This window comes from Streptomyces sp. LaPpAH-108 (genome assembly GCF_000373625.1).
Taxonomy (GTDB): Bacteria; Actinomycetota; Actinomycetes; order Streptomycetales; family Streptomycetaceae; genus Streptomyces.
In genome coordinates this window covers 433,052-451,313 of record NZ_KB891994.1, presented here as the reverse complement: position 1 = coordinate 451,313, position 18,262 = coordinate 433,052, and the positions used below count along the sequence as shown (strand labels likewise).

At 72.2% G+C, this 18,262-nt stretch carries 17 protein-coding genes; 12 read left to right on the top strand and 5 right to left on the bottom strand.

Features of this window, described 5'->3' with window-relative positions; all coding sequences use genetic code 11:
- Position 1 precedes the first annotated feature (1 nt).
- On the top strand, positions 2-409 hold the full coding sequence (msrB, locus tag B079_RS0117685) for a peptide-methionine (R)-S-oxide reductase MsrB (protein ID WP_018547176.1): 408 nt from the start codon (positions 2-4) through the stop codon (positions 407-409).
- 10 nt (positions 410-419) lie between these two features.
- Here msrB and B079_RS0117680 read toward each other — a convergent pair whose 3' ends face one another.
- Positions 420-872, bottom strand: a complete 453-nt coding sequence (locus B079_RS0117680; RefSeq protein WP_018547175.1) for a hypothetical protein — start codon at positions 870-872, stop codon at positions 420-422.
- A gap of 99 nt (positions 873-971) precedes the next feature.
- On the opposite strand from B079_RS0117680, the gene B079_RS0117675 reads away from it, so the two are divergent.
- From B079_RS0117675 to B079_RS0117640, 8 genes are all read left to right on the top strand, one after another.
- On the top strand, positions 972-3,065 hold the full coding sequence (locus B079_RS0117675; protein WP_106432333.1) for a tetratricopeptide repeat protein: 2,094 nt from the start codon (positions 972-974) through the stop codon (positions 3,063-3,065).
- Between the two features lie 148 nt (positions 3,066-3,213).
- Entirely contained in the window at positions 3,214-4,851 is a 1,638-nt protein-coding gene (locus B079_RS0117670; RefSeq protein WP_018547173.1) for a hypothetical protein, read from the top strand.
- Positions 4,852-5,093: 242 nt separating this feature from the next.
- Complete coding sequence (locus B079_RS0117665) at positions 5,094-6,218, top strand: ABC transporter ATP-binding protein (protein ID WP_026248806.1); 1,125 nt, start codon at positions 5,094-5,096, stop codon at positions 6,216-6,218.
- A complete protein-coding gene (locus tag B079_RS0117660; protein WP_018547171.1) occupies positions 6,215-6,868 on the top strand; it encodes an ABC transporter permease in 654 nt (217 codons plus the stop codon). Before B079_RS0117665 ends, B079_RS0117660 begins: the two co-directional genes overlap by 4 nt.
- On the top strand, positions 6,865-7,533 hold the full coding sequence (locus tag B079_RS0117655) for an ABC transporter permease (protein WP_018547170.1): 669 nt from the start codon (positions 6,865-6,867) through the stop codon (positions 7,531-7,533). Before B079_RS0117660 ends, B079_RS0117655 begins: the two co-directional genes overlap by 4 nt.
- 156 nt (positions 7,534-7,689) lie before the next feature.
- Positions 7,690-8,607, top strand: a complete 918-nt coding sequence (locus B079_RS0117650) for an ABC transporter substrate-binding protein (protein ID WP_018547169.1) — start codon at positions 7,690-7,692, stop codon at positions 8,605-8,607.
- Positions 8,608-8,798: 191 nt separating this feature from the next.
- Entirely contained in the window at positions 8,799-9,167 is a 369-nt protein-coding gene (locus B079_RS0117645; protein ID WP_018547168.1) for an ArsR/SmtB family transcription factor, read from the top strand.
- A 4-nt stretch (positions 9,168-9,171) separates the two neighbouring features.
- Positions 9,172-11,700: a cation-translocating P-type ATPase gene (locus tag B079_RS0117640; RefSeq protein ID WP_018547167.1), complete on the top strand. Its 2,529-nt coding sequence runs from the start codon at positions 9,172-9,174 to the stop codon at positions 11,698-11,700.
- On the opposite strand, the gene B079_RS0117635 is transcribed toward B079_RS0117640, so the two are convergent.
- Positions 11,691-13,295, bottom strand: coding sequence for an LCP family protein (locus tag B079_RS0117635; protein WP_018547166.1), 1,605 nt, complete (start codon positions 13,293-13,295; stop codon positions 11,691-11,693). The genes B079_RS0117640 and B079_RS0117635 overlap by 10 nt on opposite strands.
- Positions 13,296-13,440: 145 nt before the next feature.
- Here B079_RS0117635 and tatA point away from each other — a divergent pair, with 145 nt between their 5' ends.
- Positions 13,441-13,683 (top strand): Sec-independent protein translocase subunit TatA, encoded by a 243-nt coding sequence (gene tatA, locus B079_RS0117630; RefSeq protein WP_018547165.1) that lies wholly within the window; start codon positions 13,441-13,443, stop codon positions 13,681-13,683.
- A 229-nt stretch (positions 13,684-13,912) separates the two neighbouring features.
- Here tatA and B079_RS0117625 read toward each other — a convergent pair whose 3' ends face one another.
- Both B079_RS0117625 and B079_RS0117620 read right to left on the bottom strand, forming a co-directional pair.
- A complete protein-coding gene (locus B079_RS0117625; protein WP_018547164.1) occupies positions 13,913-14,362 on the bottom strand; it encodes a DUF6114 domain-containing protein in 450 nt (149 codons plus the stop codon).
- A complete protein-coding gene (locus tag B079_RS0117620) occupies positions 14,362-15,054 on the bottom strand; it encodes a DUF6230 family protein (protein ID WP_018547163.1) in 693 nt (230 codons plus the stop codon). The genes B079_RS0117625 and B079_RS0117620 overlap by 1 nt, the downstream gene beginning before the upstream one ends.
- 515 nt (positions 15,055-15,569) lie before the next feature.
- Here B079_RS0117620 and B079_RS0117615 point away from each other — a divergent pair.
- The gene (locus tag B079_RS0117615) at positions 15,570-16,223 is read left to right on the top strand and encodes a hypothetical protein (RefSeq protein WP_018547162.1); all 654 of its coding nucleotides are present in this window, start codon (positions 15,570-15,572) and stop codon (positions 16,221-16,223) included.
- Positions 16,224-16,242: 19 nt separating this feature from the next.
- Here the strand turns inward: B079_RS0117615 and B079_RS0117610 are convergent, their stop codons facing one another.
- Positions 16,243-17,232 (bottom strand): lytic polysaccharide monooxygenase, encoded by a 990-nt coding sequence (locus tag B079_RS0117610; RefSeq protein WP_018547161.1) that lies wholly within the window; start codon positions 17,230-17,232, stop codon positions 16,243-16,245.
- A gap of 367 nt (positions 17,233-17,599) precedes the next feature.
- On the opposite strand from B079_RS0117610, the gene B079_RS0117605 reads away from it, so the two are divergent.
- Entirely contained in the window at positions 17,600-18,247 is a 648-nt protein-coding gene (locus B079_RS0117605; protein ID WP_018547160.1) for a ScbR family autoregulator-binding transcription factor, read from the top strand.
- Positions 18,248-18,262 lie beyond the last annotated feature (15 nt).

Below are 18,262 nucleotides of genomic sequence, written 5' to 3'. Positions count from 1 at the left end.
CATGTCGTACGACGTCGAGAAGCCGGACGAGCAGTGGCGGGCGGAGCTGAGCCCGGCGGAGTACGCCGTACTGCGCCAGGCCGGCACCGAACCGGCCTTCACCGGTGAGTACACGGACACCAAGACCCAGGGCGTCTACTCCTGCCGTGCCTGCGGCGCGGAGCTGTTCACCTCCGGCACCAAGTTCGCCTCGCACTGCGGCTGGCCGTCCTTCTACGACCCGAAGGACACCGACGCGGTCGAGCTGATCGAGGACCGCTCCCACGGAATGCTCCGCACCGAGGTCCGCTGCGCCCGCTGCGGCTCCCACCTCGGCCACGTCTTCGAGGGCGAGGGCTACCCGACCCCCACGGACCAGCGCTACTGCATCAACAGCATCTCGCTGCGCCTGGAGCCGACGGAGTCCTGAGCGGCCCTGTTCAGCCGTTCCGATCCGGGGCTGCTCCGCTCGAGCCGTTGAAGGTCGGGTTCGAGATGGAGTAGCCCTGGATCACGTGGCCGTGGATGGTGCCCCCGCTGATGGTGTTGTGCACGGTGTTGCCCGCTGGCCCGTTGGGCAGAAGCGGGGTCAACTCCTGGACCAGGCGCCGGAGTTCATCGGCGGCCTCCGGGTCCTGGCGGAGCAGGCCGCGCAGCCGGAGCCGGACCGTCGCCGCGATGTCGTCGGCGAGTGCCGCCTCGTCGGGGGAGCCGTTCGCCGCGACCAGGTCGTCCCGCAGCTCGTCCAGTTCACCACCGACGGTGGCCGTCCGGTCGCCGCGCGAGAAGAGGCGTACGAGCCCCTGCCTCGCCTGCTGCCAGGCGTCGGTGACCATGAGGCCGACCACCGTCGTCGCCCCGGATGTGACGAGTGCCGTCAACTCCGCGTCCATGATTCCCCCTTGCTCCTTCGTTGCCGACCGCCAACGGCGGAGTGGGTCATGGTAGTAGCTTTGGGTTCCGGTGGCAGGGCCTGACGGAGGGGCGAACGGGTGGGCGAGCACAGCGGTGGAGCATCGTCGGTCACGCACAACTCCGTTGCCGGGAACGCGGTGATCACCGGACCGCTGGTCATGGCGGGACGGGTGGACTCGCTGACGCTGGCCGCCGCACCACCGGAAGTGACGCCCCGTCAAGTACCGCGCCCCAGCACGCTGTTCGTCAACCGCACGGATGAACTCGGCCGGTTGCGGGCCGTCGAGAGCGACCGCCGGGCGGGTCCGGCCACCTCGCGGATCGTCGTCGTCTCCGGCCTCGGGGGCGTGGGCAAGACCCAGCTGGTGGCGCACTGGGTCGCCGGGATGCTGGAGCAGCCCTTCCCCGGCGGCCAGCTCTACGCGGATCTCGAAGAGGTGAGACGGGACGGCGCGGTCGACGTGGGCGGTGTCGTGGCCGGCTTCCTGCGCTCGCTGGGCGTGCACCCGGAGTTCATCCCGGCGGGCCTCGGCGAGCGCACCGCGCTGTTCCGCAGCGTCACCGCGGGCCGCGACACCCTGGTCGTCGTCGACAACGCCCGGCAGGCCGCCGAGGTCCGGCCGCTGGTCCCGGGCACCGGGCTGCTCGTGGTCATCAGCCGCACCCGGCTGCCCGCCCTGTCGATGGACGGCGCGGAGCAGATCTCCGTCGATCCGCTCGACCGGGTGGCCGGGGTCGAGTTCGTGCACAGCTGGCGCGTCACGGACGCGGACGACGCGGCCGCCGCACTCGTCCGGCTCTGCGGCGGCCTGCCCCTCGCGCTGCGCGCCGTCGGCGAGTGGCTGGCGCGGCGCCCGCACCTGGGACTGAACGACGCCGTCCGCGCGCTCGGCGCCGACGGCTTACCGCATCTGGAGGACGGGACCACATCGGTGAACGCGGTGCTCGACATGGCCTACCTGAGCCTGCCCGGACCGACCCGGGAGCTGTACCGGCTGTTCGGCAGGCTGCCGGGTACGACCGTGACGGCCGCCCTCGTCGCGGCGGCCGGGGTGCCGGACGTGGACGCGGCGATGGGTGACCTGCTCACCGCGAACCTGGCGCTCCTGGCCGAGTCCGCCGACCGGCCGCGCCGTCTCCGGCTGCACGACGTGGCCCGGGCGCACGCGCGGGAGATCGTGCGCGAGCTGCCGGAGGCCGAGCGCGAGACCGTGCTCCGGGCCGTGACCGACTTCTACGTGGACGCCGTGGCCCACGCGGACGGCCTCGTCGGCGCCGGGCGTTTCCGGCTCCAGCCGCCACCTGCCCGCTCCCTGGCCGAACTCTGCCCGAACGAGCAGCTGTTCACCGACCGCATGGAAGCGCTGGAGTGGCTCGACGCCGAGCGGGGCAACCTGCTGGCCCTGCTGCGGGTCGCCACCGAGGAGCGGTGGTACGACGCGGTGTGGCAGCTGTGCGAATCGCTCTGGCCGCTGTACCACAACCGCAAACACCACGTGGACTCCATCGAGGCCCACCGGATGGGCATCGAGGCCGCGCGATGGACCGGGCGTACGGACGTCGAGATCCGGATGCGCAACCAACTGGCCCGCGCCCACTACGGACTGGGCTCCTACGACGAGGCCACGCGGGAGCTGGACGCGGCCGCGGAACTGCTCGGCCCCGCCACCGACACACGGCTCAGCGGCATGATCTGGGAGACCCAGGGGCTCGTCGCCCTGGCCGCCGGGCGGCCCGAGGACGCGCACACGCTGTTCCGCCGTGCGCTCGAGGCCAACGCGGCGCGGGAGGACGGGCACGGCGTCATCGTGCAGACGTACAACGTCGCGCAGGCCCTGCTCGCGGGCGGGCGGCTGCGGGAGGCGCTCGACGCGGCCGAGGAGGCCACGGCGCTGGCCGAGGAGAGCGGCGACGACGTGATGCTCCCGGGCCTCGGGATCGTCCGGGCGCGGGCCCTGCACGGGCTGGGCCGGGTCGCGGACGCGGCCGAGGCGGCGGTGCGCGCGGCGGAGCAGGCGACCGCCCAGGGGCTGTACGCCAGGCTCGACCGGGCCCTCGGGGTGCTGGGGGAGGTCGCCGCGAGCGCCGAGGACGCGCGGCTGCGGGCGGCGTGCGAGGCGAAGTCGCGTGAGCTGCGGCGGGACGCCGGGGTGCTGTCCGGCGACGCGTGAGCGGCCGCGCGCGTTTTCCTACCCTGTTCTGCTCAACACCCCACGCTCTGACGTCCCGGAGAGACCGTTGCCGTTGCCCCTTTTGCGTCGCCGTCGACTGCCGTGCCCCCGGTCACGCTGGAACACGTGGGCACCCCCCAAGGCGACGGTGCTCGGGGTCGCGCGGACGCTCACCTCGGCGACCCGGGTGCTGGACGTGCTGGGGCTGTTGCGGCCCGAGGACGGTATCGACAAGTTCTGCACGGTCAATCCGGGGTCGGCGTTCGCCGAGGGGCTGCCGGAGTATCTGGCGTCGGTCGGGGTGAACGTGCTGACGTGGAAGGAGGCCACGCGACGCTCCTTCGACCTGGCCGTCGCCTGTGCCGTGCATCCCTCGATGCGCAGGCTCCGCGCGCCGCTGATGGTGCTGCCGCACGGGGCCGGGTACAACCGGCTCGTGACCGAGTCGACCGGCGACGCCACGTCACCGGCCGGACTGTCGCGCCGGGAACTGGTCCATCGCGGCAGGGTGGTGCCCGCGGCCATCGGACTGTCGCACCACGATCAGCTCGCCCGGCTCCTCCGCAGCTGTCCCGAGGCGGTGCCCCGGGCGGCGGTGATCGGCGACTGGTGCTTCCAGCGCATCCTGGCCAGCCGTCAGATGCGCGACTGGTACCGGGCCCGGCTCGGGGTCGCGGACGGGCGCCGCCTCGTCGTGATCCACTCCACCTGGAGCGAGCACTCGCTGCTCGGTCGGCACCCGCGACTGCCGCTCGACCTCGTCACCTCGCTGCCGTCCGACGAGTTCGCCGTGGCCGCCGTCTTCCACCCCAACGTGTGGGCCCGGCACTCCTCGCTCGCGGTCCTGGAGCGGCTGGGAAAGGCCATGGACGCCGGGCTGATGGTCATACCCCCGCAGGAGGGCTGGCGCGCCGTCGTCGTTGCGGGTGACTGCGTGATCGGCGACCACGGCAGCACCACCTTCTACTCCGCCGCGGCGGACCGGGTGACCCTCCTCGCCGCGACCGGCCTCGACGAGCTGGACCCGTCCTCGCCCGCCGCCGCCTTCGGGCGGAACGCTCCCCGGATCGACCCCGAAGGCGACCTGTACGCACAGCTGCTGTGCGCGGAGCAGGAGCACGACCCCAGCGTGCTGCGGCCCATCGTCGACAGCCAGCTGGCGGATGTCGACAAGTCGGGGGAACTCACCCAACGCCGTCTGTACGCCTTCCTGGAGCCCCGAGGGGTACGCCTCCCGGAGGAGCCGCCCGACCCCAGCCCCGTGCCGGACCCGGAGCCCATCCGCACGCTGCCGCCCACCGCGTACGAGGTGACCGGCACCGTGCACGAGGACGGCACGGTCGACCTGCAGCGCTGGCCCCTGGTGGCGGGGCACCGGGACCGGGAGCGGGGCTTCTACGCGGTCGCCACCGAGACGTCCCACACGGTGTGGAAGCAGAGCGCCGACGTCGTGGCACGTGTTCTCGCCGGTGCCACGCCGTCGCCGCCCGAGTGGTGTCTGCGTGAGGCGGAGCGGAATCCCGGTGCCGCGGTACTGGTCGCCCGCATCGACGAGGCGTCGGCCGTCGTGCGCCTGCCGGGCAGCGTCCTGCTCGAAGCCCGTACGGCCCGCCCCTGGGGCGGAGCCCGGCCCGCGCTCGATCCCCTGGTGCTGGGCGCGGCCGTCAACCTGTGGCTGATGGACGGGAGAACGGGCGAGGACCTCGCGGAGGGGCTGGTGGTGCGCACGGGACAGCACCAGGTCCAGGTGACGTTCTCGACCCGGACCGACGACACGGAAGGCTGAGATGCCCTGACCGCGTGCGCAACAAGGTGGGAAGCGTCACAAAGAAGGGGGAGTGGGACGGCGGTCACGGGGTAGCAGAAAGCCGATTCATTGGGATCGTCCGGCCGTGGCAGACCACGGGTGCGCGCGCCCGCACCCCGGGCCGGTCGTCTTTTCGCGCCGCCCGGGTGCCGGGACGCCGCCGTCTACACTCGGCCGGCACGGTCTGAAGGCTCCTGCCAAACCGAAGGGCGCGCGGCGTTTTGATACGGATAGATTCAGTCAGCAAGCGGTATCCGGACGGCACGGTCGCTGTCGACCGGCTCTCGCTCGACATTCCGGACCGTGCGATCACCGTGCTCGTCGGACCCTCCGGGTGTGGCAAGACCACGACGTTGCGGATGATCAACCGGATGGTGGAGCCCAGTGAGGGGCGCATCCTGCTCGACGGGGAGGACGTCAGAGAGCGGCCCGTCAACTCGCTGCGGCGGTCGATGGGGTACGTCATCCAGAACGCGGGCCTCTTCCAGCACCGCACCATCATCGACAACATCGCGACGGTTCCCCGGCTGTTGGGGACGAGCAAACGCGTGGCGCGGGAGCAGGCCGCCGAGTTGATGGAGCGGGTCGGGCTCGACACCGCGCTCGCCCGGCGGTACCCGTATCAGCTCTCCGGCGGTCAGCAGCAGCGGGTCGGGGTGGCGCGGGCGCTCGCCGCCGATCCGCCGGTGCTGCTGATGGACGAGCCGTTCTCCGCCGTCGACCCGGTGGTGCGCAAGGGGCTCCAGGACGAACTGCTCCGCATCCAGGACGAGTTGGGCAAGACGATCGTCTTCGTCACGCATGACATCGACGAGGCCGTGAAGCTCGGCACGATGGTCGCCGTGCTGCGCACCGGTGGTCATCTGGCCCAATTCGCGCCGCCCGCCGAGCTGTTGAGCGATCCCGCCGACCCGTTCGTCGAGGACTTCCTCGGCGCCGACCGGGGCATCCGCAGGCTCTCCTTCTTCGCCTCCGGGGAACTGGCGCTGGAGACCGCGCCCGTCGTCCCGATCGACGCGGACGCCGAGCGGATCTCCGGGGCCGCCACCGCGCCGTACCTCCTCGTGACCGACACCGACGGCGCCCCCCTCGGCTGGGCCGAGCCGGAGCGGATCGTCGCCGGGAGCATCGACAAGGACCAACTGCTGTCGTTCGGGCGGCCGTTCCGGCCCGGCACCGACTCGCTGCGCACCGCGCTCGACGGCGCCGTGCTCTCCCCGACCGGCTGGGCCGTGGCCGTGGACGGTGACGGGCGTGCCCTGGGCGTGGTCTCCCAGCAGGCCGTCGGCGAGGCGATCCGCGCCGCGCACGACGAGCACCGCACGGACGCGAAGGCCGCGGGATGAACGGCTTCTTCGACCTCCCCAGCGACCTCCAGCACAGCTACGCCGGACTCATCGGGCTGCATCTGCGCGAGGCCCTGCTGCCGGTGCTCGCCGGACTGCTCGCCTCGCTGCCCGTGGCCCAACTCTGCGTCCGCTTCCGCTGGTTGTATCCACCGGTGCTCGGCTTCACCACGATCCTGTACGCGATACCCTCGCTCGCCTTCTTCGTCGTGCTCATCGACTACACGGGCCAGAGCGAGATCACGGTGATGATCCCGCTGGCCGTCTACAGCCTCGTGGTGCTCGTCCCGGCCATCGTGGACGGCGTCCGCTCGGTGCCCCGGGAGACCCTGGCCGCCGCCGAGGCGATGGGGCTCGGACCCGTACGGCGGTATCTCCAGGTGCAGTTGCCCATCGCCGTGCCCGCGATCATGGCCGGTCTCCGGGTCGCCTGCGTCTCCAGCATCTCGCTGGTCAGCGTCGGCATGCTCATCGGCAACCAGGGCGCGCTCGGCAACATGCTCAACGACGCGAACATCTACCACCGGCCCGCTCTCGCCGTGAACTCCGTGCTCACCACAGCGGTGCTGGCGACCCTCGTCGACGCGGCCCTCGTCGCGCTGCGCACCCTGCTGACCCCCTGGATGCCGAAGAAGGGCGCCGCCCGGTGAACGTACTCGATTTCGCCCGCGCCTTCTTCGCGGACAACGCCCACTGGCACGGCTACGACGGCATCCCCACCCGGCTCCTCGAACACATCGGCTACTCGCTCGAAGCGCTCGTCCTCGCCGCCGTGATCGCGCTGCCCGTCGGCCTGATCACCGGCCACCTGGGACGCGGCGGCAACGCCATCGCCCTGGCCGCCACCGCCGCGCGGGCACTGCCCAGCTTCGGCCTGCTGGTACTCATGTTCTTCTGGCTCGGCTTCGGTGTGCTGCCCGTGATGATCCCGCTGGTCATCCTCGCCGTACCGCCGATCCTGGTCACCGCCTACGAGGCGATCCGCTCCGTCGACCCCTCCCCGGTGGACGCGGCGCGCGGCATGGGACTGACCGAGACGCGCATCCTGTTCCAGGTGGAACTGCCCGTCGCGCTCCCGGTGATCCTCGGCGGACTGCGCACGGCGGCCGTCCAGATCGTCTCCACCGCCACCATCGCGGCCTACGTCAGCTTCGGCGGCCTGGGCCGGTACATCATCGACGGGCTCTACCAGAAGGACTACGAGAAGGTCGTCGGCGGCGCCACCCTGGTCGCCGGGATGGCGCTGGCCACCCTCGTCCTCTTCTGGGCCCTCTCCCGCCTGGTGGTCTCGCCCGGCGTACGAAGGAGCAGCTGAACCATGCCGGGAATCCAGCACCGATCCATACAACTCCCCACTAATCGAAGCCAATTGGTGACCATGACGCACTTGACTGGCCAGGAGCGCGCTGGCTTGGATCGACGGGTGACTTTCAACAACCGCATCAGCAGGCCCACCCGGAGGAACCGAGTCGTGGCGGCGGCTGCGCTCGTGGCGGCGACGGCGCTGCTGGCGGGCTGTGGTTCCTCGGACAAGGACTCCTCCGACAACCCGCTGACCGGCGGCGACAAGCCCTCCGGGGGCACCGTCGTGGTCGGCTCCAACAACTTCGCCGAGAGCATCCTGCTCGCCGACATCTACGGCGAGGCCCTCAAGGCCAAGGGCATCAAGGTCTCGTACAAGCCGAACATCGGCAGCCGCGAGACCACCTACCGCGTCCTCAAGAGCGGCGACATCTCCGTCCTGCCCGAGTACAACGGCGCGCTGCTCGCCTACCTCGACCCCAAGGCCACCCCGAAGACGGCCGAGGAGACGACGAAGGCGATCGAGGCCAAGCTCGACCCCAAGCTGACCCTGCTCGAGCCGTCGGCTGCCGAGGACAAGGACTCGGTCACGGTCAACGCGGCCACCGCGAAGAAGCTCAAGCTGACCGACAAGTCCTCCATCGCCGACCTCAAGGGCGCGGCGAAGGACCTCGTGATCGGCGCCTCCCCGGAGTTCCAGACCCGCCACCAGGGGCTCGTCGGGCTCAAGGACGTGTACGGCCTGGAGTTCAAGTCCTTCAAGGCGCTGGACGCGGGCGGCCCGCTCACCCAGACGGCGCTCAAGAAGAACGACGTACAGGTCGCGGACATCTTCAGCACCGACCCGATCATCGCCAAGGAGAAGTTCGTGGTCCTCCAGGACCCCGAGAACCTCTTCGGCTTCGAGAACGTCCAGCCGCTCGTCCGCAAGGGCGCGCTGACCAAGGAGGGGGCCGCCGCGCTCGACGCCGTCTCCGCCAAGCTGGACACGGACACGCTGCTCGACCTGGACACCCAGGTGCAGAACCAGCACAAGGACCCGCTGGACGTGGCGCGGGCGTGGCTGAAGTCCGCGGGGCTGAGCTGACGGCAGCCTGAACCGGCCAGGAACGCCCGGCGCGCACACCGCCGCCGGGCGTTCCGCCTGTCCCGGCCGTCCCGGCCCTCCCGCCCGGCACGGACGGGCCGCTCCGGCGACCTACACTGGCTCCCCGGAAACCGACGGACACGGCGAGACACGGCAAGACACGGCGAGACGCGCCGAGGAGGACGAGCACAGTGGCGACACCGCCCGGCACCGGCCGGCAGGACCCCTCCCCCGAGGTGTTCGCGGAGGCGGCTGCTGCCTTCGGACTGCTCGCCTCCCCGGCCAGGCTGCACATCGTGTGGGCGCTCACCCAGGGCGAGAGCGACGTCACCGGGCTCGCCGAGCGCGTCGGCGGCGCGCTGCCCGCCGTCAGCCAGCATCTGACCAAGCTCAAACTCGCCGGACTCGTCCGCTCCCGCCGCGAGGGCCGCCGCCAGGTGTACTTCGTGGACACCGACGAACAGGCCGCCCTCGTCGACGTCGTCCACCGCCTCGTCGGCCTGACCGCCCGGCAGCAGACCGGACCCACCGCGCCCGTACGCCGACTGCACGGCCTGTGAACCCGTGCCGGACACAGCACTCGCACTGCTGCGGCGCCTGGAGACCGGCCCGCGCGGGCTGACCGACACCGAGGCCGCCGCACGGCTGGCCGCCCTCGGCGAGAACACCCCCGCCCGTATCGCCGGACCCTCCTGGCCGCACCGCTGCGCCCGCGCCCTGCGCGACCCGTTCACCGCCCTGCTGCTGACCCTCGGTCTGGTCTCGGCCTGTGTCGCCTCCTGGCGCACCGCCTCCGTCATCCTCGCCCTCGTCGCCGTCAGCTGCGTCCTGCGGGTGACCGGCGAACGCCGCGCCGACCGCGCCCTGGCCGCGCTGCGCGGGCTCGTCACGGGCACGGCCACCGTGCTGCGCCGCACCGACGAGAGGGCCGAGCCGCGCCCCCGCGAGGTGCCGGTCGCCGACCTGGTGCCCGGCGACGTCGTACGGCTCGGCCCCGGCGACCTGGTGCCCGCCGACGTACGGCTGCTGCGCGCACGGGGACTGACCGTGCGGGAGGACGCGCTGACCGGTGAGTCCGCGCCGGTGCCCAAACACGCCGCCGACCTGTCCGAGCCGGGTGCCGAGGCCCAGCTGTGCTTCCAGGGCTGCGCGGTGGTCGCGGGCAGCGCCACCGCCGTCGTGGTGGAGACCGGCCCGCGCACCCGGTTCGCCGCCGCCCGGCAGACCCCGGTACGGCGGGAGCCGAGCGCCTTCGACCGGTCCGTGCACGGCATCTCCTGGGTGCTGGTCCGCTTCGTGCTGCTCACCCCGCCCCTCGTCCTCATGGCCGCCGCCGCGCTGCACGGCCGGGGCGTGGCCACGCTGCCGTTCGCCGTCGCGGTCGCCGTCGGGCTCACCCCCGAGATGCTTCCGGTGATCGTCACCACCTGTCTGGCCCGGGCCGCCGCCCTGCTCGCCCGCACTCACCAGGTGGTTGTACGACGCCTGCCCGCGCTGCACGACCTCGGCGCCGTCGACGTGCTGTGCGTCGACAAGACCGGCACGCTCACCCAGGACCGGCCCGTCGTCGCCGCCGCGCTCGGCCCGGACGGCCGGAGCGACCCCGAGGTGCTGCGCTGGGCGGCCGTCGGCGCCTGGTGGACCCTCCAGCTGGCCGAACTGCCCGCGCCCGACGCCCTCGACGAGGCGCTGCTGAGCGCCGCAGGACCCGTCGGCGAGGAGTACGACGGCGTCGCCGCACTCCCCTTCGACCCCGCCCACCGTGTGGCCACGGCGGTCGTCGCGGGCGGTGGACTCGGACGCCATGTGCTGGTCACCAAGGGCGCGGTGGAGGACGTGCTCGACCGCTGCGCGCTGCCGGAGGAGGAGCACCGGCGGCTGCTCGGGCTGGCCGCGCGGCAGGCGGAGGCCGGGCTGCGGGTGCTCGCCGTCGCGACCGCCGAGCGCCCGGCCGCCGTACGGCCCTACCGCGCGGCCGACGCGCGCGGGCTCACCTTCCGGGGCCTGGTCGGCTTCCGTGACGACCTCGCCCCCGGCGCCGCCGAGGCCCTGCGCGAACTGACCGCGCTCGGCGTCACCGTGCACGTCCTCACCGGCGACCACCCGGCCACCGCCGCCCGCGTCTGCCGCGATCTGGGGCTTGAGGCGGGGGAGGTGGGGACGGCGTCCGTGGTGCTGTCCTGCGGGGCCGGGGGCGTACGGGTCGTCGCGCGCTGCACCCCCGAGGACAAGGCGCGCCTCGTCGCCGGGCTGCGGACGGCCGGGCACACCGTCGGCTTCCTCGGCGACGGCGTCAACGACGTGCCCGCGCTGCACGCCGCCGACGTGGGCATCGCCCCGCGCGACGCGGTGGGCGTGGCCCGGGAGAGCGCGGACGTGGTGCTCGGCCGCAAGGACCTCACCGCGATCGGGCACGCGGTCGTCGCGGGGCGGCACAGCAGCGCCAACATCGCCTCCTACCTGCGCGTCACGCTCTCCTCCAACCTCGGCAACGTCCTCGCCATGCTCGCGGCGGGACTGCTGCTGCCCTTCCTGCCGATGCTGCCGTCCCAGGTGCTCGCGCAGAACCTGTGCTTCGACGCGGCCCAGCTGGCCTTCGCCCACGACCGCCCCGACCGCGCGGTGCTGCAGCGGCCGACCCGGTTGCGCCCGCCCGCCTTCCTGCGCTTCATCACCGGCTTCGGGCTGCTCAACGCGGTCGCGGACCTCGCCACCTTCGCCGTACTGGCGCTCGTCCCGCACGGGGGCGCCGCGATGGACGACCCGGTGCTGTTCCACTCGGCCTGGTTCACCGAGAACCTGCTCACCCAGGCCCTGGTGATGGTCCTGCTGCGCACCGGGAGGCGAGTGGCCGAGCGCCGGGTGGCCGGGCGCCGCCGCCCCGGCCCCGTCGGCTGGTCGGCCGCGGTCCTGGCCACCGCCGGGCTGCTGATCCCGCTCTCCCCACTGGGCTCGGCCCTGCGCCTGACCGGTCTGCCTGGCATCCACTACGCGCTGCTCGCCGCCGTCCTCGGGGTGTACGCCCTCGCGCTGGCCGTGACCCGGGCCCGCCACGACCGGCGCCGGTCGGGGGACGGGCCGTCTCAGCCGTAGGTCAGGTTGTCGCACGGGTTCTCGTCCGCCGAGCGCGCGCCGTCCGCCACGGTGCTCGGCACCTTCGCCGGGGCCGCGGCGGCCGAGGCGGCGGTGGCGTACGACTGGCCGAGGACCACGTTGATCCGGGCCGCGCCGATCTGTTCGAGCGTGGCGCCCGGGAACGCCTTGGCGACCGTCCGCGCCTGGCTCTCCAGGCCGGGGCCGTACTGCACGACCGTCGTCGCGTGGTCCTGGGAGGTCGCGGTGGCCGTGCCGGTGACGGTGAAGCCGTCGGCGGTGAGCAGCTGGGCACCCTTGGCACCGAGCCCGGTCACCGTGGTGCCGTTGTAGACCGCCACGCTGATGCCCGCGCCCGAGACCGGCTCCGCCGAGGCGGTGGGGGAGGCGGATTCCTTCGCGCCCTCGCTCTTTTGGCCCTTCTTGCCGCTGGCGTCCTTGCCGTCGATCGTGCGGTCGTCCTTCAGCGCGGCCCACAGCTCGCTCGCGTCCGGCTCCACCACGGCCACCCGCGAACCGGAGTACCGCCAGGGGATGGTGACGAACTTGGTGTTGTGCAGGTCGATGCCCTTCATCGACATCGCGAAGGAGAGCAGCTTGTCGGCGGAGCCGAGGCCGGGGTCCACGGTCAGCGACTTGGTGGCCGCCGTCGCCAGCGGCAGCAGCCGGGTCGGAGTGAAGCCCTTGCTCTTGACCTCCTTCAGCAGGCTCGCGATGAACGCCTGCTGCCGCTTGATACGGCCGATGTCCGAACCGTCGCCGATGCCGTGCCGCAGCCGTACGTAGTCCAGGGCCTGCTTGCCCGCCACCTGCTGCTCGCCCTTGGGGAAGAGCAGCGCGCCCCGCGTCGTGCGGTTGGGGTTCAGATCCTTCTCGTACACGTCGTTCGGCAGACAGACCTTGACGCCGCCGACGACCTGGGTGAGCGAGGCGAAGCCCTTGAAGTCCACGACCACCGTGTGGTCCACGCGCAGTCCGGTCAGCTGCTCCACCGTGTTCTGGGTGCAGGCCGGGTTGCCCTTGTCGGTCTCGCCGACGGAGAAGGCCGCGTTGAACATGGTGTTCTGCTGGGTCTGGGTCCAGGTGCCGTTCGGCAGCTTGCAGGGCGGGATGGTGACCAAGGTGTCGCGCGGTATCGACACCGCGAGCGCGTGCTGGTGGTCGGCGTATATGTGCAGCAGCAGGGTGGTGTCGGAGCGCCCTATGGCGGTCTTGTCGCCGCCGCCCAGGGCCGCGTTGCCGTCGGTGCGCGCGTCCGAGCCGATGACCAGGACGTTCTCCCCCTTGGAGGAGCCCGCGGCGGGCCGGTTGTCGGAGAGGCCGCCGGAGTCGAAGGTGCGGATGTCGCCGTCGAACTTGAGATACAGCCAGCCCGCCCCGGCGGTGACCAGGACGGCCAGGGACAGGAACACGACGAGGACGGTGCGCAGCTTGCGGCCACGCTTGCGGCGCCGGTCACGGGCCGTGGCGCGGGGGGACTCCGCCCCGTCGCCCGCCCCGGCGCGGTCGGCGCGGTCGCCCCGGTCGCTGCGGTCGGGGCGGTCGCCACCGCGCCGTCGCGACGGTGCCGTGCCCCGGCTGCTGGTGATACTCATCGGCGCCCTCTTGTGTCTCACCCTGGGTTGTACAGTTGCGCAATGTAGCAATCATTGCTGAGCGGGTCGGCGGCGTGGGAGCCCCGGCCGTCAGGAAGCACGTGAGAAAAGCACGTGAACACCCGTGAGAGAGGGAGGGGCGGTCATGCTCCGCAACGGACTCGAACCCTGGCATCTGCTGGTCGTCGCGATCGTATTCATCGTGCTGTTCGGCTCCCGGAAGCTGCCGGACACCGCCCGCGCGCTGGGCAAGTCCATGCGCATCCTCAAGAGCGAGGCGAAGGCGATGAAGACGGAGAACGCGACGCCCGGTGTCGACGCCGCTCCTGCTGGTCCGGTCGGTACGGCCGCCGAGGCGAGCGCGACGGAGTCGCCGACCCTCCGGTGAACGCGCGGCGCCCCGGCCGGGGTTCCCCTGTCACCTGATCGAAGGACGGGGCTCGGGCGGGGTGCGACCGGTTCGTACGACATCCGGCGCCGGAGCCGTGACGGCTTCCGGCGCCGGTGCGGGGCTTCGAGTCCTTGAGGTCTTGGGGGCTCGGGTCTTGGGGTCTCGGATCTTGGGGGCTTGGCTCCCCGGTCCCAGGGTCCTCTCGGTCCTCGCGGGCCGCGTGGGTTCAGGCCGCCTTCTCCACGCCCTCGCTCAGCTCGCCCGCCAGGGCGCGGGCCCGCTTGCGGCGCTGCCGCCGGGAGACGCGCGGCTCCTGGTCGGGGAGCCAGCCGAAGGCCAGACAGGCGCCGGTCGCGCCGAGCAGCAGGCCGATGAAGAAGCCGCCCAGGTTGGACGTGAGCCAGGTGCCCAGCGAGAACAGGATGCCGGTCAGCGAGTAGAAGAGCCGCTGCGCGGGGTTGAACAGGATGAGCAGACCGAGCAGCACCATCAGGGCGGGCAGCAGATAGCCGGCCACGCCCTGCATCCCGATGTGCATGACGACCTTCAGCGACGCCTTCTCGGTGAGCAGGATCTCGGCCCCGCCCAGGGCGAGCAGCAGCCCGCCCCAGAACGGCCGACGGCCCCGCCAGTCGCGGAAGGCCGCCCGCGCGGACCGCTGTGGACGCCCGGGCATCAGCAGCCCGAGTCGCTGAAGCGCAGGTTGAGCCCGGGCAGCTTGAACACGCCCGCCGTGGTGGCGTAGTTGGTCTGCCGCAGGTTGGCGATGTGCACGGTGTCGGCCTGCTGGCTGAAGACGCCGATCGGGCCCTTGGCGTTCGCCTTGGTGAGCGTGCTCGCGTCGTTGCCGATCTCGATGTTGTTGAACGACGCGTCGCCGGACAGCGTGGTCGAGTCCGTGGTGAGGTCCTTCGCGGACACCCGGGTCTTGCCGCCGCCCGCCGTGATGAGCAGGTTGGTGCCGCCGAGGTCGACGCTCTGGCACAACTTGGTGAGCTGGGCGCTCTTGATCGCGGACGTGACGACGAGCACCTGGCCGCCGGTGTCGCCCGCGTTGGGGCTGCCGTCCGCCATGTTGTCCAGGCCGCCGAACTGCTCGAAGCCGGTGCCGTCCAGCTCGGTGGCCGTGACGGTGAACGGCATTCCGGAGATCGCGAACTGCACACCCAGCGCTCCCTGGGCGGTGAAGACGGCGAGACCGGCGGCGACCAGCGTCGCGGGCACCGCCAGCACGGCGGCCCGGCGCAGCCGGACCCGTCCGCGTCTCCCGCTCCCGGCGGCGGCCGGGTCCGGGGAGGGCGCGGGCGAACCGCCGTCGGGGTTCTCGGGGGTGTGGTCGGCGGACGCGAAGTCCGGGGACGAGGCCATGTCTGCTCCCATGGGCACGGATCAATGCGGGGTGGGCTTCAGGTGGCGCGGTGTCCTGGCGCGGACAGCGGCTGCCGCGCACGCCGTCCCCGCACTCCCGGCGGATGCGAGGGCCGTTGTGTTACGCGGCGGTAGCCTGCCAGGAAGTTACCGCCGGTTACTTTGAAGGGTCAAGGGAGTTGTGAAAACCGGGTGTGGAAACTGCGCGCACCGCCCCGGACTTGGGGGACGCGCGGTTACGGGCGGTCCGCCGCCTGCTCGCTGATTCCCTCAATTGCCTTTCGTCATATTGACGTTGACGAACCATCAGGTCTACAACTCTCCCTGTTTCCCCCTGGGTCCGTGGCGCCGGACCCGCCGCGCGGCGTCGTCCGCGTTCCCGGCACCCGTCCGCTCCGGCAGTCGCCCCGTGACCTGTGGTCACCGTTCCCCGGCCGGTCCCGCCGCTCGGCATCGCACACGGCACCGTCAGCGCCCCACCCCGCACTCCCCCCACGTCGAAGAGAGGCACCCGTATGCGCACCCGCACGCTCCTCGTCCTCGCCACAGCCGCCACCGCGCTCGCCCTCACCGCGGCGGCCCCCGCCTCGGCCGACGGCACCGCCGTCCTGACCACGGGCGGCACCGGCGGCACCGCCGTCGCGGTCGGCGACACGCTCAGCGCGCCGCTGGCCTCCGGCACCTCGGCCACGCTCTACTCCAGCGCCACCGGCACCAGCGGCGTCGTCTGCACGTCCTCCCAGTTCACCGCGACCGTCACCGGCAACCCGGACGCGCCGGGTACGGCCACCGAGTCGGTCACCGGGCACAGCTTCGACAGCTCCAGCTGTTCCAGCAACGTCACCGGTGTGCTCGGCGTCAGCGGCATCACCGTCGACAACCTGCCGTACACCGCGTCGGTCGCCTCGGACGGCACCCTCACGGTGCTGCCCGCCGCCGGGTCCACCATCCAGACCACGGTCAAGCTGCGCACCCTGCTGGGCAGCATCACCTGCGTCTACCAGGCGCCGAGCCTGAACGGCACGGCCGACAACGCCGACAACAGCATCGCCTTCACCAACCAGCAGTTCACCAAGGTGTCCGGCTCGTCGCTGTGCTTCGCGAGCGGCTACTTCACGGCCAAGTACGCGCCGGTCAGCGACAACGGGGCCCCGGTCTCCGTCAACTGAGCTGATTCCATACGGCCGTTCAGCGCCGTCGCAGCCGGGGCAGGAACGCCACCGCAGCGGTGATCAGCAGCACCCCCGCCGCACCGGCCGCCAGCAACGGAGCCGAGGGGCCCGCGTCCGCGCGGGTCGCCTCGGCCACCGGCGTGCTGTCGTCCGAGGTGACCGGCGCGGACGAGGCGTCCTTGCGCGGCTCGTCGGCCGCGCTCGCCGACGGGCTGGGGGAGGCCGAGGACGTGTGGTGCGCGGCGTGGGTGGGGGAGGGGGACGGCTTCCTGGCGGGTTCCTTCTTCTCCGCCTTCGCGCCCGTTCCCGAATTGCCGCCCGAGCCCGAGCCCGTACCCGATCCCGGCCCTGAGCCCGATCCGGAGAAGACGACGTCGGAGCAGGAGTAATAGGTGTCGGGCGTGCTGCTGGTCTGCCAGATCGTGTACAGCATCTGACGGCCCGTCCGGCCGCTCGGCAGGGTCGCCTGGATGTGGTACGCCCCGTTCGTCAGCGGCGGGTCCTTGACCTCGGCGAAGGGGGTGGCGGGCAGATCGGACCACTTCAGCGGCTTCGACGGGTCGTAACCGGGCTTGGACAGATACAGCTTGAACGTACCGGCGTGCGCGATGGGGGAGGCGTAGGTCATCGTCATCCGGGCGCCCGCCGTCAGCCGGGTGGCCGGGAAGTCGGCGCGGGCCAGGTCAAGACCCCGGTAGGCGGACAGGTTCCCGCTGCACAGCTTGCCGTCCGGGATCACCTGCCGGTCACGGCCGTCGACACCGGGCACCCGCAGGTTGTCCCACGCGGCGAAGGACGCGCCGCCGTTCGCGGCGATCGCCGCCCGGCAGGCGGCCGTACCCGCGCTGCCGCCGTCGGGGGAGCAGGCGTAGACCCGGCTGACCGGCGAGGTGGGGGCGCCGTGCGCCAGGGCGGGGGTCGCCGTCCAGGGCAGGAGCAGGAGCGGGGCCGTCGCGGCTGCCGCCGTGACGCTCAGGCGGGCGGTGGTCCGGGTCGACCGGGTCATCCGGGACGCCTCCTCGGCGGGCGCGGGAACAGGGCTGTCCCCACCAGTACGCGCGTGGGGAGCGTGCCGTTCAGACCGACCGCGCGGGCTGTTTCCACGCGCGTAGCGTCACCGCGCTCATCTGTCGTACGGGTACGCACACTTGGCTCGATCCCGACCGAACAGCACAAGCGGAGTGCCTCAACTCCCTTGCTGGAGTGTGGAAACACCGTGCACCGCCCCGCTGGGCGGAAGCGGGGCGACGCGCTCCGGAAGTGGCCGAAATCCATTGCGTCCTCCTGGACTCCCGTTCCCCTGCGGTGAGTTATCGTATGCGCGGGGTTAAAACAAACCGCGTGTCCCGTTCGTTCATGAGAGGGGTCGGTCGATGGCGAGGCAGTTGCGCGCTGAACAGACCCGGGCGACGATCATCGCGGCTGCCGCCGATCTCTTCGACCGGCAGGGCTACGAATCCACCAGTCTGAGTGACATCGTGGGGCACGCCGGTGTCACCAAGGGCGCGTTGTACTTCCACTTCGCTGCCAAGGAGGATCTGGCCCACGCGATCCTGGAACTCCAGGCCGCGGCCGTGCGGCAGGTGGTGGCCGACGCCGAGAGCCGGGGCCGCTCCTCCCTGGAGTGCCTGATGCGCACCACCTTCGGCATCGCCCGCCTCGCCGTGGACGACCCGGTGCCGCGCGCCGGGCTGCGGCTCGTCACCGCCGATGTGTCCGTACGCCCGCCGCTGCGCCATCCGTTCACCGAGTGGCTGGAGTTCGCGACCCGGAAGTTCGCCGGTGCCGTCAAGGACTCGGATCTGCACCCCGACGTGGACGCCGGGACCGTCGCCCACTCCCTCGTCTGCTTCTTCGTCGGCACCCGGGTCGCCGGGCGCTCCATCGAGCCGGTCGCGCGGCTGCCGCGCAGGGTCGCCGAGATGTGGTTCCTGATGCTCCGGGGCCTGGTCCCGGTGCACCGCCGCCCCCGCTATCTCGCCCTCGCCACGCAGCTGGAGCGGGAGATCAGGGCCGCCTGACCGGCGGGGTACGGT

Excerpts from the sequence above, each read along its gene's own strand:
- B079_RS0117610 (WP_018547161.1), bottom strand. The coding sequence starts at position 17,232 with ATGACCCGGTCGACCCGGACCACCGCCCGCCTGAGCGTCACGGCGGCA.
- B079_RS0117620 (WP_018547163.1), bottom strand. The coding sequence starts at position 15,054 with ATGGCCTCGTCCCCGGACTTCGCGTCCGCCGACCACACCCCCGAGAAC.
- msrB (WP_018547176.1), top strand. The coding sequence starts at position 2 with ATGTCGTACGACGTCGAGAAGCCGGACGAGCAGTGGCGGGCGGAGCTG.
- B079_RS0117660 (WP_018547171.1), top strand. The coding sequence starts at position 6,215 with ATGAACGGCTTCTTCGACCTCCCCAGCGACCTCCAGCACAGCTACGCC.
- B079_RS0117680 (WP_018547175.1), bottom strand. The coding sequence starts at position 872 with ATGGACGCGGAGTTGACGGCACTCGTCACATCCGGGGCGACGACGGTG.
- B079_RS0117605 (WP_018547160.1), top strand. The coding sequence starts at position 17,600 with ATGGCGAGGCAGTTGCGCGCTGAACAGACCCGGGCGACGATCATCGCG.
- B079_RS0117635 (WP_018547166.1), bottom strand. The coding sequence starts at position 13,295 with ATGAGTATCACCAGCAGCCGGGGCACGGCACCGTCGCGACGGCGCGGT.
- B079_RS0117625 (WP_018547164.1), bottom strand. The coding sequence starts at position 14,362 with ATGCCCGGGCGTCCACAGCGGTCCGCGCGGGCGGCCTTCCGCGACTGG.
- B079_RS0117615 (WP_018547162.1), top strand. The coding sequence starts at position 15,570 with ATGCGCACCCGCACGCTCCTCGTCCTCGCCACAGCCGCCACCGCGCTC.
- tatA (WP_018547165.1), top strand. The coding sequence starts at position 13,441 with ATGCTCCGCAACGGACTCGAACCCTGGCATCTGCTGGTCGTCGCGATC.